15 protein-coding genes are annotated in these 13,644 nt (G+C 65.8%); 9 read left to right on the forward strand and 6 right to left on the reverse strand.

The window, feature by feature from the left end; all coding sequences use genetic code 11:
- Positions 1–15 precede the first annotated feature (15 nt).
- From FJ471_RS07380 to pcaF, 3 genes are read left to right on the forward strand one after another with little or no spacing between them, the layout of a single operon-like run.
- A complete protein-coding gene (locus FJ471_RS07380) occupies positions 16–873 on the forward strand; it encodes a CoA transferase subunit A (protein WP_140802513.1) in 858 nt (285 codons plus the stop codon).
- On the forward strand, positions 870–1,673 hold the full coding sequence (locus FJ471_RS07385) for a CoA-transferase subunit beta (protein WP_140802514.1): 804 nt from the start codon (positions 870–872) through the stop codon (positions 1,671–1,673). The genes FJ471_RS07380 and FJ471_RS07385 overlap by 4 nt, the downstream gene beginning before the upstream one ends.
- Positions 1,674–2,879, forward strand: coding sequence for a 3-oxoadipyl-CoA thiolase (gene pcaF / locus FJ471_RS07390; RefSeq protein WP_140802515.1), 1,206 nt, complete (start codon positions 1,674–1,676; stop codon positions 2,877–2,879). It abuts the gene before it with no gap.
- A gap of 13 nt (positions 2,880–2,892) precedes the next feature.
- On the opposite strand, the gene pobA is transcribed toward pcaF, so the two are convergent.
- From pobA to pcaD, 6 genes are read right to left on the reverse strand one after another with little or no spacing between them, the layout of a single operon-like run.
- Positions 2,893–4,065, reverse strand: coding sequence for a 4-hydroxybenzoate 3-monooxygenase (gene pobA, locus FJ471_RS07395; protein WP_140802572.1), 1,173 nt, complete (start codon positions 4,063–4,065; stop codon positions 2,893–2,895).
- 2 nt (positions 4,066–4,067) lie between these two features.
- Positions 4,068–5,120: a 3-carboxy-cis,cis-muconate cycloisomerase gene (locus FJ471_RS07400; RefSeq protein ID WP_140802573.1), complete on the reverse strand. Its 1,053-nt coding sequence runs from the start codon at positions 5,118–5,120 to the stop codon at positions 4,068–4,070.
- Positions 5,121–5,131: 11 nt separating this feature from the next.
- The gene (gene pcaG, locus FJ471_RS07405; RefSeq protein ID WP_140802516.1) at positions 5,132–5,746 is read right to left on the reverse strand and encodes a protocatechuate 3,4-dioxygenase subunit alpha; all 615 of its coding nucleotides are present in this window, start codon (positions 5,744–5,746) and stop codon (positions 5,132–5,134) included.
- A complete protein-coding gene (pcaH, locus tag FJ471_RS07410; RefSeq protein ID WP_140802517.1) occupies positions 5,746–6,498 on the reverse strand; it encodes a protocatechuate 3,4-dioxygenase subunit beta in 753 nt (250 codons plus the stop codon). Before pcaH ends, pcaG begins: the two co-directional genes overlap by 1 nt.
- Complete coding sequence (pcaC, locus tag FJ471_RS07415) at positions 6,491–6,895, reverse strand: 4-carboxymuconolactone decarboxylase (protein WP_140802518.1); 405 nt, start codon at positions 6,893–6,895, stop codon at positions 6,491–6,493. Before pcaC ends, pcaH begins: the two co-directional genes overlap by 8 nt.
- Positions 6,888–7,700 (reverse strand): 3-oxoadipate enol-lactonase, encoded by an 813-nt coding sequence (gene pcaD / locus FJ471_RS07420; protein WP_140802519.1) that lies wholly within the window; start codon positions 7,698–7,700, stop codon positions 6,888–6,890. Before pcaD ends, pcaC begins: the two co-directional genes overlap by 8 nt.
- Positions 7,701–7,792: 92 nt before the next feature.
- Here pcaD and pcaQ point away from each other — a divergent pair, with 92 nt between their 5' ends.
- The 6 genes from pcaQ (at position 7,793) to FJ471_RS07450 (ending at position 13,642) form a co-directional block, all read left to right on the forward strand.
- Positions 7,793–8,710 carry a pca operon transcription factor PcaQ gene (gene pcaQ, locus FJ471_RS07425; RefSeq protein WP_140802520.1) on the forward strand — a complete coding sequence of 306 codons (918 nt, stop codon included), beginning with the start codon at positions 7,793–7,795 and terminating at the stop codon, positions 8,708–8,710.
- 180 nt (positions 8,711–8,890) lie between these two features.
- Complete coding sequence (locus FJ471_RS07430) at positions 8,891–10,207, forward strand: ABC transporter substrate-binding protein (RefSeq protein ID WP_140802521.1); 1,317 nt, start codon at positions 8,891–8,893, stop codon at positions 10,205–10,207.
- Positions 10,208–10,234: 27 nt separating this feature from the next.
- Positions 10,235–10,966 (forward strand): ABC transporter ATP-binding protein, encoded by a 732-nt coding sequence (locus tag FJ471_RS07435; protein ID WP_140802574.1) that lies wholly within the window; start codon positions 10,235–10,237, stop codon positions 10,964–10,966.
- The gene (locus tag FJ471_RS07440) at positions 10,963–11,691 is read left to right on the forward strand and encodes an ABC transporter ATP-binding protein (protein WP_140802522.1); all 729 of its coding nucleotides are present in this window, start codon (positions 10,963–10,965) and stop codon (positions 11,689–11,691) included. Before FJ471_RS07435 ends, FJ471_RS07440 begins: the two co-directional genes overlap by 4 nt.
- Positions 11,688–12,584, forward strand: a complete 897-nt coding sequence (locus tag FJ471_RS07445; protein WP_140802523.1) for a branched-chain amino acid ABC transporter permease — start codon at positions 11,688–11,690, stop codon at positions 12,582–12,584. Before FJ471_RS07440 ends, FJ471_RS07445 begins: the two co-directional genes overlap by 4 nt.
- Positions 12,581–13,642, forward strand: coding sequence for a branched-chain amino acid ABC transporter permease (locus FJ471_RS07450; RefSeq protein ID WP_140802524.1), 1,062 nt, complete (start codon positions 12,581–12,583; stop codon positions 13,640–13,642). Before FJ471_RS07445 ends, FJ471_RS07450 begins: the two co-directional genes overlap by 4 nt.
- The last annotated feature ends 2 nt before the right edge of the window (positions 13,643–13,644 follow it).

The following is a 13,644-nucleotide window of genomic DNA, read 5'->3' on the forward strand; positions in this document are numbered from 1 at the left end:
CGACGGAGCCTTGAGATGGTCAAGTTCCTGCCGCTGAAAGAGGCGGTCGCGGAAAATCTGCATGACGGCGACACGGTCGCTTTCGAGGGCTTCACGCATCTGATCCCGACCGCCGCCGCGCATGAGGCGATCCGCCAGGGCTTTCGCGACCTGACGCTGGTCCGCATGACGCCCGACCTGATCTACGACCAGATGATCGGCATGGGCATGGCGAAGAAGGTCGTCTTCTCCTATGTCGGCAATCCGGGCGTCGGCCTGCTCAGGCGCGCCCGCGACGCGATCGAGAACGGCTTTCCGCAAGCCATCGAAGTCGAAGAGCACAGCCATGCCGGCATGGCCAACGCCTATGAGGCGGGCGCCGCCGGCCTGCCTTGCGCGGTGTTTCGCGGCTATCGAGGCGCAGGTCTTGCCGCGGTCAATCCCAACATCAGATCCGTCACCTGCCCCTTTACCGGCGAGGCGCTGGCCGCTGTTCCCTCGATCCGGCCGGACGTCACCTTCATCCACGCGCAAAAGGCCGACCGGAAAGGCAATGTGCTGGTCGAGGGCATCATCGGCATCCAGAAGGAGGCCGTTCTTGCCGCAAAGCGCGCCGTGGTGACGGTCGAGGAAGTGGTCGACAATTTCGACGACCTCCATCCCAACCTCACCGTGCTGCCGAACTGGACGATCGCGACGATTTCGGTCGTGCCGGGCGGCTCGCACCCCTCCTACACGCATGGCTACTACGAACGCGACAACGCCGCTTATCTCGAATGGGACGAGATCGCCGCCGACCGCGAGCGCTTCCAGGCATGGATCCGGAAGAACGTCATCGAAAGCAGCGCGGACGACTTTGCCGGCCGCGTCGAGCATCTGAGGAAAGCCGCATGAGCGACAAGACCGATCTGGGCTTCACACCCAACGAGATGATGACGATCGCCGCCAGCCGCGCGCTGAAGAGCGACGATGTCTGCTTCGTCGGCATCGGCGCGCCGTCGGCCGCCTGCAACGTCGCGCGGCTGACGCATGCGCCGGATATCACCTTGATCTATGAGAGCGGCACCATCGGCACCGCGCCGGACGTGCTGCCGCTGTCGATCGGCGACGGCGAATTGTGCGAGACGGCGGTCACCACCGTCGCGGTGCCGGAGATGTTCCGCTACTGGCTGCAAGGCGGCCGCATCTCGATCGGCTTCCTGGGCGCCGCCCAGCTCGACAAGTTCGGCAACATCAACACCACCGTCATCGGCGACTATGCGCATCCCAAGACCCGCCTGCCCGGCGGCGGCGGCGCGCCGGAGATCGCCACCTCGTCGAGACAGGTCTACATCACCATGGCGCAGTCGAAGCGCGGCATGGTCGAGAAGATCGACTTCTTCACCTCCTTCGGCCATGGCGACGGCGGCGATCACCGCCAGCGCCTCGGCATCGACACCGCCGGCCCGACGCTTTTGATCACCGACCTCGCCATCTGGAAGCCCGACCCGGCGACTAAGGAATTCACCGTCGTTTCGCTGCATCCGGGCGTCAGCCGCGAGCAGGTGCAGGACACCTGTGGCTGGACGGTCAAGTTCGCGCAGGCCCTTGACGAGACGCCGGCGCCGACGGAACTCGAGCTGAAGACATTGCGCGACCTGCAGGCCCGCACCAAGGCAGCGCATCAAGGGACCGCCAAAGGGAAAGCTGCCTAGATGACTGAAGCCTTCATCTGCGACTACATCCGCACGCCGATCGGCCGCTTCGGCGGTGCGCTGTCCTCCGTCCGCGCCGACGATCTGGGCGCCATCCCGTTGCGGGCGCTCGTGGAGCGCAACAAGAGCGTCGATTGGGCCGCGATAGACGACGTCGTCTATGGCTGCGCCAATCAAGCGGGCGAGGACAACCGCAACGTGGCGCGCATGGCGCTGCTGCTGGCCGGCCTGCCGCAGGATACCCCCGGCTCGACTGTCAATCGCCTCTGCGGCTCGGGCATGGACGCCGCCACCATCGCCGCGCGCGCCATCAAGGCCGGCGAGGCCGAGCTGATGATTGCCGGCGGCGTCGAATCGATGAGCCGCGCTCCCTTCGTCATGCCGAAGGCCGACGCCGCCTTCTCGCGCAACGCCGAAATCTACGACACCACCATTGGCTGGCGTTTCGTCAACCCGCTGATGAAGAAACAATATGGCGTCGATTCCATGCCGGAGACCGGCGAGAACGTCGCCGAGGATTTTTCCGTCTCCCGAGCCGACCAGGACGCCTTCGCGGTACGCAGCCAGGACAAGGCGGTGGCCGCGCAAGAGAGTGGCCGGCTGGCGAAGGAGATCACGCCGGTGACCATCCCGCAGAGGAAGGGTGACGTGATCGTCGTCGCGAAGGACGAACACCCCCGCGCCGGCACCACTACAGAGGCTCTGGCCAAACTGCCGACGCCGTTCCGCCAGGGTGGTACGGTGACCGCCGGCAACGCTTCCGGCGTCAATGACGGCGCTGCCGCCCTCATCATCGCCTCCGAAGCAGCGGCGAGGAAGCATGGGCTGACGCCGATCGCCCGCATCCTCGGCGGTGCCGTCGCCGGTGTGGCGCCGCGTATCATGGGCATCGGCCCGGCGCCGGCCACGAAGAAGCTTTGCGCCCGCCTCGGCCTGACGCCGGGACAGTTCGATGTCATCGAATTGAACGAAGCCTTCGCCTCCCAGGGCATTGCCGTGCTCCGCCAACTCGGAATTTCCGAGAAAGCGGAGCATGTAAACCCCAATGGCGGCGCCATCGCGCTCGGTCATCCGCTCGGCATGTCGGGCGCGCGCATCACCGGCACGGCGGCGCTCGAGTTGCGCGAGCGCGGCGGCAAGCTGGCTTTGGCCACCATGTGCATCGGCGTCGGCCAGGGCATCGCCATCGCGCTTGAGCGGGTCTGACAGCCCAGGCAGATCAGTAGGGCAAGCCGACGTAGTTTTCCGCGAGAGCGGTCGATGCGGCCTTGGAATGGACGAGATAGTCGAGCTCGGCTTCCTGGATGCGTTGGCCGAACTCGCCTGTCTCCGGAAAACGGTGCAGCATCGTCGTCATCCACCAGGAAAAGCGCACCGCTTTCCACACACGCGCCAGCGCCTTGGACGAATAGGCGTCGAGCCCTGCTTCTGATTTCCCGTCATAGAATTCGCGAAGCCCGGCAAAGAGATAGCGCACGTCGCTAGCGGCGAGGTTGAGGCCCTTGGCGCCTGTCGGCGGCACGATATGGGCGGCGTCGCCGACCAGGAACAGCCGGTCAAAGCGCATCGGTTCGGCGACGAAGGAACGCAGCGGGGCGATCGACTTCTCGAAGGACGGCCCGGTGGTGACGGCGGCCGCTATCTGCGGCGGCAAACGACGGCGCAACTCGTCCCAGAAGCGCTCGTCGGACCAGGCCTCGACGCGTTCGTCGGCGGGAACCTGCACATAGTAGCGGCTGCGCTGCGGCGAGCGCATCGAGCAAAGCGCGAAGCCGCGCTCGTGATTGGCGTAGACCAGCTCGTGGTCGGCCGGCGGCACCTCGGCCAGCACGCCCAGCCAGCCGAACGGATACTGCCGCTCGAACGTCTTCAGCGCGTCCTCCGGCGCCGAGCGGCGGCTGACGCCGTGGTAGCCGTCGCAGCCGGCGATGAAGTCGCAGTCGATACGATGCGTGAGCCCGTCCTTGTCGTAGGTGACGAAAGGCGACGCGCCGCCGAAATCATGCAGCGCGACATTCGACGTTTCGAAGAAAGTCACCAAGCCCGCCGCTTCGCGCTTCTGCATCAGATCCAGCGTCACTTCGGTCTGGCCATAGACGGTGACATGCTTGCCGCCGGTAAGCGCCGTCATGTCGATGCGATGCGCGCGGCCGTCGAAGGCGAGCGAGATGCCTTCATGCGGCAGGCCCTGGGCACGCAGCCTGTCCGCCGCGCCCGCTTCGCCGAGAAGATCGACCGTGCCCTGTTCGAGCACGCCGGCGCGCACGCGTCCAAGCACATGCTCGCGGCTGGATCGCTCGAGGATGGTCGTCTCGACGCCGATCGTGGCAAGCAATTGGCCAAGCAGCAGTCCGGATGGTCCGGACCCAATGATGACGACCTGCGTGCGCATCATCAATGACCGAGGCTCTCGATCTGCGCGGTCAACTCGGCAGCAAGCCGCAGCGCGGCCGCCGTCGCCACGACCATCTGCGGCAGGATGAGCCATTCCAGCGTCCAGGCCGCGCCCGAACGTTCCTGCTCATGCACCAGCGCCTGGTGCATGCCGGAGAGTTGGACGGCATTGAAGCGCGCCAGCGCCACCAGCGCTTCCGCCTTCACGGGATTCTGCTTATGCGGCATCGCCGACGAGCCGCCACCGCCGGACAGTTTGATGTCGGCGCCGACCAGCGCCATCAGCGCAACGTCCTGCCCGAACTTGCCGAGGCTGCCGGTCACCAGCGACAGCCAGCCGGCGAATTCGGCAAGCCCGTCGCGCTGGCTGTGCCATTGCGGCGCGTCGCCAAGACCGAGCTTCGCGGCAAGCGCTGCGCGCACGGTGGCAGCCTTGTCGCCGAGCTTTTCCAGTGTGCCGGCGGCACCGCCGAACTGCACCACCAGCAGCCGTCCGGAAAGCTCCTTCAAGCGTTCCTGGTGACGTTCGAGCGGCGCTCGCCACGCGGCGATCCGATCCCGCGCGGTTACTGGAATTGCCGGCTGCATGCGCGTCATCGCCATGAGCTCGCGGTTGCCGAACTCCAGCTCGAGGCCGGTGAGGCGAACGACGTTCTCGCCAAGCAGCAGCCCGATATGGTCGACGACCTGCCGCAGACGCAGCACCAGCGAGGTGTCGATGACGTCCTGGCTCGTAGCGCCGAAATGCACATATGCGTCGTGCGGCGCGCCGACGGCAGCTTTGACCTGCCGAACCAGCTCCGGCACCACGACACCGTCCGTGGCGACGCCAGCGCGCAGCTTCGCAGTGTCCGGCCGGAACGTCGCCAGCGCTTTGACGATCGCCGCCTCCGCCTCATGACGGATGACGCCGCATTCGGCTTGCGCCTCGGCCAGTGCCTGCTCGAAATCGAGCAGCGCGGCAATGTCGGCTTCGACGGAAAAATGCCTGGCCGCCTCCTCGTCGCCGAGCAGGCCGGCAAGCAGTGGATGATCGAAGGGCGAAACGGTCATAGCGGCCACGGTCAGCTGTCGAAGAAGACCGTCTCCTTTTCGCCCTGCAAATGGACGTCGAAGACGTAAGTATCGCCCTGGCGCTCCGCGATCAGCGTCGGCACGCGCAGGCGATGTTCGATGCGGCCGAGGATCGGATCCTCGGCATTGGCCTTTTCCTCGTCCGAAAGATAGAGCCGCGTGTGGAGGCCGACATTGATGCCGCGCGCTACGATCCACAGTGTGAAGTGTGGCGCCATCAGCCGGCCGTCGCGGAACGGCACGCGGCCAGGCTTGATCGTCCGGAACAGGCAGACGCCCGTTTCCATGTCGGTCGGCTGCCGGCCCCAACCCTGGAAGTTGGGATCGGCCGCGCCGCGCATTTCAGCCGGCGAATTGTAGAGCCCGTTGGCGTCCGCCTGCCAGATCTCGATCAGCGCATCCTTGAGCGGCGTGCCGGTGCCGTCGAGCACGCGGATGCGGAGATCGATGCGATCCCCCTTGGTCTCACCGTTGAGCATCGCCGAGCCAAGGTCGCTCGCATAGACGCCGCCGATGCCGCAGAAATTGGGCGTCAGCCCGATATGCACATAGGGGCCGGCGGTCTGCGAAGGCCTTTCCTTCAGCCGGTCGAGCGACTGCGCCATCAATTGCCCTCCGGCCTGTTCTCGAACAGCGTCGAGCGCCGCCCGCGCAGCACGATGTCGAACTTGTAGGCAAGCGCGTCCATCGGGATCGTCGAGTGCATGTCGAGCGCCGCGATCAGCGCCTCGACCGCCGCCTTGCTCGAAATGCCGCCGACGATCGGGCAGCGCCAGATCAGCGGATCGCCTTCGAAATACATCTGCGTGATCAGCCGCTGCGCGAAGCCGTGGCCGAACACGGAAAAATGGATATGCGCCGGGCGCCAATCGTTCGGGCCGTTCGGCCACGGATACGGCCCGGGCCTGACGGTGCGAAAGGCGTAGCTCCCATCCTCGCCGGTGATGGTGCGGCCGCAGCCACCGAAATTCGGATCGAGCGGGGCGAGATAACCGTCTTTCTTGTGGCGGTAGCGTCCGCCGGCATTGGCCTGCCAGAATTCGAGCAGCACGCCCGGTACGCCACTGCCGCGCTCGTCGAGCACGCGTCCATGCACGATAATGCGCTCGCCGATGGCGCTCTCGCCGGCTTTGGCGAAATTGTGGATCAGGTCGTTGTCGAGCTCGCCGAGCATCGCGTGTCCGAACACCGGGCCGGTCAGTTCCGACAACGTGTTGTCGAACGACAAAAGCGCTTTCTGCGGCGAGCGCAGCACCGAGCTCTTGTAGTTCGGCGTGAAGGCCGGCGGATGCCACTGGCGGTCGCGCTGGAAGAAGGCGCCGGTCTCCGGCGAGCGGTTGGAGCCTCGCTCAGCCATGGGCCGTCTTTGCTCCGTCCATCTGCGCGAACACTTCCTTGGCGATCTTGAAGGCGCGGTTGGCGGCCGGCACGCCGGCATAGATCGCCACATGCAGGAACGCTTCACAAATGTCGTCACGCGAGGCGCCCGTATTGGCGGTGGCGCGCACATGCATGGCCACTTCCTCGTCATGGCCAAGTGCTGCAAGCAGCGCCAGCGTCACGATCGAGCGCTCGCGCTTCGACCAGCCAGGCCGCGCCCAGACCGTTCCCCAGGCGGCTTCGGTGATCAGCTGCTGGAACGGCCGGTCGAAATCGGTCGCGGCGTCTTCGGCACGGTCGACATGCGGGCTGCCGAGCACGGAACGGCGGACCTCGAGACCGGTCCGGTAGCGGTTCTTCGTGACATCATCCATGAGCAGGCTTTCCCTCAGGCAACGAGGCGACGAAATCGCGGATCAAAGTGACGAGCGCTTCGGGCTGCTCGACGCACGGGATATGCGCGCAATTGCGGATCACTTCGAAACGTGCGCCGGGAATCAGTCCGGCCAGCGAGCGGACGAGATCCGGCGGCGTCGAACCGTCCTGGTCGCCGACGACGCAAAGCGTCGGCACCGCGATACGCCGCGCGCTGTCGGTGAAATCGGCATCGCGCAGCGCCATGCAGGTACCGATGTAGCCAGGCAGTGCCTGCCTGGTGAGCATGTTGCGGCAGCCGGCCAGATCCGGCGCGCGCTTGGCATAGAACTCGGGCGTAAACCACACTTTCATGATGCCGTCGGCGATCACCTCGATGCCGTGGCGCTCGACGGCCGCGATGCGCGTGTTCCAGCTCTCGGCGGTGCCGATCTTATGCGCCGTGTCGCTCAGGATCAGCGCCTCCACGCATCTGGGGTGGCGGGTATAGAGCCGCTGCGCAATCATGCCGCCGACGGACAGCCCGAAGAGCACGACCTTGTCGAAGCCGAGATGATCGATGAGGGCGACCAGATCGTCGACATGGTCGTCGATGGAGCGCACGCCGCTGCCGATATCTGACAGCCCATGGCCGCGCTTGTCATAGACGAGCATCGGCATTTCACCGGTAAGCCGCGCGACGACGTCGTCCCAGATCCGGAAATCGGTGCCCAGCGAATTGATGAAGATGATCGGGCGCGACGTGCCGGGCGCTTGTATGTAGCGGTGGTGCAGCGTGACGCCGCCGATGCTGACGAATGGCACGATTTCGATCCTCCAAAGCCACATTGCACGAGCCGTTTGGTTCGGTAAAATGATATTTTGCGGCGTTTCATTAACTCTGAGGTTATCGAACCATGGCCGAAAGCCGGATTCGCTTCCGCCACCTGCAGGCCTTTCTCGAAGTCGCCCGGCAAGGCAGCGTCGCGCGCGCGGCCGACTTCCTGCATGTCAGCGCGCCGGCTGTGACCAAGACCTTGCGTGAGTTGGAAGAAGCACTCGGCGTCGCGGTGGTCGAGCGCGACGGGCGCGGCATCCGTGTCACGCGCCTCGGCGAAATCTTTCTTGGGCATGCCGGCTCGGCGATCTCCGCATTGAAGCGCGGCGTCGATTCCGTACGCCAGGACGGCGCCCTCAATCGCGACCCGATCCGCATCGGCGCGCTGCCGACCGTATCGGCGCGGGTGATGCCGCTCGCCATGAACCTGTTCCTCGAGGAGAACACCGGCGCCGCGCTCAAGATCGTGACTGGCGAGAACGCGGTGCTGCTCGAGCAACTGCGGGTCGGCGCGCTAGACCTCGTCGTCGGTCGCCTCGCGGCGCCGGAGCACATGACCGGCTTTTTCTTCGAGCACCTCTATTCTGAACAGGTGCTGTTCGTCGTGCGGGCCGGGCATCCCTTAGCGGAGCCCGGGGCAGACATTTTCACGCGGCTCGACGAGTTCCCCGTCCTGATGCCGACGCGGGAATCCGTCATCCGTCCTTTCGTCGACCGGCTCTTCATCACCAACGGCATGACCGCGCCGGCGACGGAAATCGAAACCGTTTCCGATTCCTTCGGCCGCTCCTTCATGCGCCAGAGCAATGCGGTATGGATCATCTCGGCCGGCGTCGTCGCCAACGAGATCGCCAGCGGTGCCTTCGTCGCCCTGCCCGTGGACACTGAAGAGACCAAAGGGCCGGTGGGCTTGACCATGCGCACCGACACCGCGCCCTCGCCCGCCTTCACCATCCTCCTGCAGACGATCCGCGAAGCGGCGCGGCATCACGCCTGACGATCGGCCTATCGGTTCGGTATCCACTAACTCAGGGGTTAATGAAACACCGTAAAATATCATTTTACCGAACCAAACCGCTAGTGCAATGTGGCTGCGGAGGATCAAAAGCCGGGCCGTCCGGCTGCAAACGGAAGACCCGTTTGCAGCCGTATCGAACGGCTACAGAGGGAGGAGCAGATGTCTCGCATTATCGGCAGCAAGCCCGGCATTTCGGGCATTTCACGGCGCCAGTTCATTGCCACTTCGGTGGCCGGCGGCGCGGCGCTGGCATTCGGCCGCGGCAAGGCCTTCGCGCAAGCCGCCGACACGCTCAAGGTCGGCTTCGTCAGCCCGCGTACCGGCCCGCTCGCCGGCTTCGGCGAGACCGACGGCTACGTGCTCGACCTCGCCCGTAAGGCTCTGGCCAACGGCATCGAGCTCGGCGGCAAGAAATACAGCGTCGAGATTGTCGACCAGGACACCCAGTCGGATCCGTCCCGCGCCGGCCAGCTTGCCAAGGACCTGATCAACAATCAGTCCATCGACCTGATGCTCGCGGTGTCCACGCCGGAGGTCATCAATCCGGTGGCCGACGCCTGCGAGGCGGCCGGCGTGCCTTGCCTCTCCACCGTAATGCCCTGGGAGGCCTGGTATTTCGGCCGAGGCGCCAAGCCGGGCCAGCCCTCGCCATTCAAATGGACCTATCATTTCGGCTTCGGCGTCGAGGAATTCTTCAAGGCCTATATCTCGCAGTGGAACCTGATCGAGACCAACAAGAAGGTCGGCGTCATGTATCCCAACGACGCCGACGGCAACGCCATCCGCGCCCATCTGGCGCCGCTTCTGGCCAAGCAGGGTTTCACCATCGTCGATCCCGGCGCCTACGAGACTGGCACCACCGACTATTCCTCGCAGATCGCGCTGTTCAAGCAGGAGGGCGTCGAGATCTTCAACTCCTTCCCGATCCCGCCCGACTTCGCCGCCTTCTGGCGCCAGGCCGCGCAGCAAGGCATGACCCGACAGATCAAGATCGCCCAGGTCGCCAAGACCGGCCTGTTCCCGTCCGACATCGAGGCGCTCGGCGATCTCGGCATGAAGATTTCGAGCGCCGCCTATTGGCACAAGGCCTTCCCCTACAAGTCGTCGCTGACCGGCGTCTCGGGCACAGAGCTTGCCGATGGCTATGAGGCAGCGAGCGGCAAGCAGTGGACGCAGCAGCTCGGCGCCTCGATGTCGTTGCTCGATGCCGGCTTCGCGGCCCTTAAGACAAGCGCCAACGCCAAGGACAAAGCGGCGGTCGCCAAGGCGCTGAGCACGCTCAAGACCGAGACCATGGGCGGCAAGGTCGACTTCACCAGCGGCCCCGTCCCCAATGTCTCGCCCGGTCCGATCATCGGCACGCAATGGGTCGCCGCCAAGGAAGGCTCGAAATTCCCGCTCGACTATGTCGTGACCGAGAACGCCACCGACCCGAACGTGCCGGTCGAGGCCAAGCTGCAGCCTTACAACGGCTGATCCATCGGGGACCGCATCGTGAACGCCATGCCCAACGGTGCGATCCTCAGCGCCGCCGGCATCCACAAGCGCTTCGGCGCGCTTGTGGTGCTCGACGACATCGACTTCGCCATGGGCGCCGACGAGGCGGTCGGCATCGTCGGCCCGAACGGCGCCGGCAAGACCACGCTGCTCAGCGTGCTCTCCGGCGCCTATCCGCCGAGCGCCGGAACGATCGCCTTCAAGGGTGGCGACGTGACGGCGCTGCCGGCCACGCAACGCTGCCGGCTGGGGCTGGTCCGCACCCATCAGGTGCCGAAACCCTTTGGCGGCATGACCGCTTTCGAGAATGTCTTCGTCGCCGCCTCGCATGGCGCCGGGCTCAGCCGCGACGAGGCCTATGAGGAAGCGCTTGGATCGCTGAAGCTGTGCGGCATGCTTGGCGTCGCCAACCGGCGCGCCGAAACGCTCGGCCTGCTCGATCGCAAGCGGCTGGAGCTGGCGCGCGCGCTCGCCGCAAAACCGACGCTGCTTCTGCTCGACGAGATCGGCGGCGGCCTGACCGATGGCGAGGCCGGCGAGCTCGTCGAGACCATCCGCGAATTGCGCCGCCGCAAGATCGGCATCGTCTGGATCGAGCACATCGTCCATGTCCTGCTGCAGGTGGCCGAGCGCCTGATCTGCATGGATGCCGGCAAGATCATCGCCGACGGCGAGCCGCAGGCGGTGATGGCCGACCCGCAGGTGATCAGCGCCTATCTCGGTGGAGGCCCGAAATGAGCCTGCTGTCGGTCGAGGACCTCGTCGTCCGCCATGGCCTGCTGCAGGCCGTGCGCGGCATCAGCTTCGACGTCGCGCGCGGCGAGACGCTGGCGCTGATCGGTGCCAACGGCGCCGGCAAGACGACCTTGCTGCGCGCAATCGCCGGCGCGCATCAGGCAGCCTCGGGCCGCGTGGTCTTCGACGGCGCCGACCTTTCCGGCGTGCCTTCGCATGAACGCGTCCGCAAGGGCGTCGCCCTGGTGCCCGAGGGCCGGCGGCTCTTCGTGCAGATGACGGTCGAGGAGAACCTCCTGCTCGGCCGCAGCGCCGGCCGCCTCGGCGACTGGAGTGTGGAGAAGGTGCTCGAAACCTTCCCCAACCTCAAGCCGCGCCGCCATGCCAAGGCCGGACATCTTTCGGGCGGCGAGCAGCAGGCGACGGCAATCGGCCGCGCGCTGATGAGCAACCCGGACCTCCTCCTGCTCGACGAAGTCTCGCTCGGCCTGTCGCCGCTGATCGTCGATCGCGTCTATGCCTCGCTGCAGGGGCTGATCGGCTCCGGCACGACGATCATCCTGGTCGAACAGGATCTCAACCGCGCGCTCTCCGTGTCCAACAAGGTCATCTGCATGCTGGAGGGCCGGATTGCGCTCGCCGGCGACAGCAAGACCGTCTCTCGCGACGAGGTGACAAAAGCCTATTTCGGCCTGCACCGGAAGGCCGCGGGAGGTGTGCCGGCATGATGAACCAGATCGTCCAGGGCATCCTGCTCGGCGGCTATTACGCGCTGATTGCCTGCGGCCTCTCCTTCATGTTCTCGGTGATGCGCATCATCAATCTGGCGCATGGCAGCCTCGCCGTGCTGTCGGCCTTCGCGCTGTGGCTGCTCGCCTCGCGCTTCCACATCCCGCCCTTTTACGGCCTCGCAATCGTGCTGCCGCTGATGGCGGTGATCGGCTGGGCCTTGCAGCGCTTCCTGCTCGAGCGCAGCGCGCGCGGCGGCGCGCTGCTGCCGATCCTCACCACGTTCGGCCTTGCGATCGTCATCGACAATATGCTGTTCGAACAGTTCGGCGCCGACACGCGCTCGCTGGCGCCTTTCATCGGCAGCCTGTCCTACGATTCCTGGGAATGGCCGGGCAGCATCTATGTCGGCAAGCTCGCCGTGATCATCTTCGTCGCCGCCGTCGTCCTGCTCGGCGGGCTGCAGCTGTTCCTCACCCGCACCGGCCTCGGCCGCTCGATCCGCGCCACGTCGGAAGACCCTGATACAGCGGGGCTGGTCGGCGTTGATGCGCGCCGCGCCAACGCTATCGCCGCGGCGATCGCCATGGTCACGGTCGGTCTCGCCGGCGCCTTCCTCGGCATGCGCGCCACCTTCGATCCCTATGCCGGCGCGACACAACTTCTGTTCGCCTTCGAGGCGGCCGTCATCGGCGGCGCCGGCTCGCTCTGGGGCACACTGATCGGCGGCATCGTCCTGGCGCTCGCCCAGACGCTCGGCGCCAAGATACACCCGCAAGGTTTCCTCATCGGCGGCCATGTCGCTTTCCTGGTCGTTTTGTTCATCCGGCTCTACACCTCCGGCCTCGGCCTGCGCGGCCTGCTGCGTCTCTCCACGGGGAAGGCGTCATGAGCGCCGCCTCCCCCACTATCGAGCGCGGCACCGCCGCCTCGCGCATCGCCGGTGTTGGCGTTTTGGCCATCATCCTGCTGCTCGCCGTCTCGCCGCAATTCCTCTCGGCCGGCGCCGTCGACCGCATGACGACGCTGTTCATCTATGTGATCCTCGCCGCGATGTGGAACGCGCTTGCCGGCTTCGGCGGGCTGGTGTCGGTCGGTCAGCAGGTGTTCTTCGGCCTCGGCGCCTATTTCGCCATCCGGCTCGCCAATGCCGGGCTCAATCCATTCGTCTCGCTGTTCGTCTCGGCGGTGATCGTCGGCGCGGTCTCCTGGCCGATCTCGCTGTTCATGCTTCGCCTGAAGAATGGCGAGTTCGCCATCGGCATGTGGGTGATTGCCGCGCTTACGCACCTTCTCGTCAATCTCGACCGGCTGATCCAGGGTGAGACAGGCACGTCGCTGATCTCGCTCAACGTCTACGACGCGTCGACACGCAGGCTGACGATCTACTGGTTGGCGCTGGCCTCGATGACGGCGCTGCTCGCCATCCTGTTCGGCCTGCTGCGCGGCAGCACGGGCGCCGCGATCCGCGCCATCCGCGACAATGAGGACGCCGCGGCCTCCGTCGGCGTGCGCGTCACCGGCACCAAACGGCTGCTCTTCGTGCTCGCCGCCTTCGGCATCGGCGTCGCCGGCGCGCTGTGGCTGGCAACCTCCATCACCTTCCAGCCGAAGACTTATTTCAACGTGCAGTGGACCGCCTACATGATCTTCATGGTGCTGGTCGGCGGCATCGGCACTTTCGAGGGCGCCATCCTTGGTGCGCTGCTCTTCTTCCTCATCGAGACCTGGTTCGGCGGCACCGGCGTCTGGTACCTGATCGGGCTTGGCGCCACGGCGCTCGTCTTCTCGTTGCTCCTGCCACGCGGCCTGTGGGGCACGTTGGAAGAGCGCTTCGGCTGGCGGCTGCTGTCGGTCGGCTACCGCGTCAAGCTTCCCCCCGGCCCGTCAAATCCGACTGGCGAGATTGCCTCGCCGCTGCAGACCACCAATTCTCGGGAGAAGGCATGAGC

It is taken from the genome of Mesorhizobium sp. B2-7-1 (assembly GCF_006440735.1).
In the GTDB taxonomy this organism is placed as follows: Bacteria; Pseudomonadota; Alphaproteobacteria; order Rhizobiales; family Rhizobiaceae; genus Mesorhizobium.

Excerpts from the sequence above, each read along its gene's own strand:
- FJ471_RS07380 (WP_140802513.1), top strand. The coding sequence starts at position 16 with ATGGTCAAGTTCCTGCCGCTGAAAGAGGCGGTCGCGGAAAATCTGCAT.
- FJ471_RS07385 (WP_140802514.1), top strand. The coding sequence starts at position 870 with ATGAGCGACAAGACCGATCTGGGCTTCACACCCAACGAGATGATGACG.
- pcaF (WP_140802515.1), top strand. The coding sequence starts at position 1,674 with ATGACTGAAGCCTTCATCTGCGACTACATCCGCACGCCGATCGGCCGC.
- pobA (WP_140802572.1), bottom strand. The coding sequence starts at position 4,065 with ATGCGCACGCAGGTCGTCATCATTGGGTCCGGACCATCCGGACTGCTG.
- FJ471_RS07400 (WP_140802573.1), bottom strand. The coding sequence starts at position 5,120 with ATGACCGTTTCGCCCTTCGATCATCCACTGCTTGCCGGCCTGCTCGGC.
- pcaG (WP_140802516.1), bottom strand. The coding sequence starts at position 5,746 with ATGGCGCAGTCGCTCGACCGGCTGAAGGAAAGGCCTTCGCAGACCGCC.
- pcaH (WP_140802517.1), bottom strand. The coding sequence starts at position 6,498 with ATGGCTGAGCGAGGCTCCAACCGCTCGCCGGAGACCGGCGCCTTCTTC.
- pcaC (WP_140802518.1), bottom strand. The coding sequence starts at position 6,895 with ATGGATGATGTCACGAAGAACCGCTACCGGACCGGTCTCGAGGTCCGC.
- pcaQ (WP_140802520.1), top strand. The coding sequence starts at position 7,793 with ATGGCCGAAAGCCGGATTCGCTTCCGCCACCTGCAGGCCTTTCTCGAA.
- FJ471_RS07430 (WP_140802521.1), top strand. The coding sequence starts at position 8,891 with ATGTCTCGCATTATCGGCAGCAAGCCCGGCATTTCGGGCATTTCACGG.
- FJ471_RS07435 (WP_140802574.1), top strand. The coding sequence starts at position 10,235 with ATGCCCAACGGTGCGATCCTCAGCGCCGCCGGCATCCACAAGCGCTTC.
- FJ471_RS07440 (WP_140802522.1), top strand. The coding sequence starts at position 10,963 with ATGAGCCTGCTGTCGGTCGAGGACCTCGTCGTCCGCCATGGCCTGCTG.
- FJ471_RS07445 (WP_140802523.1), top strand. The coding sequence starts at position 11,688 with ATGATGAACCAGATCGTCCAGGGCATCCTGCTCGGCGGCTATTACGCG.
- FJ471_RS07450 (WP_140802524.1), top strand. The coding sequence starts at position 12,581 with ATGAGCGCCGCCTCCCCCACTATCGAGCGCGGCACCGCCGCCTCGCGC.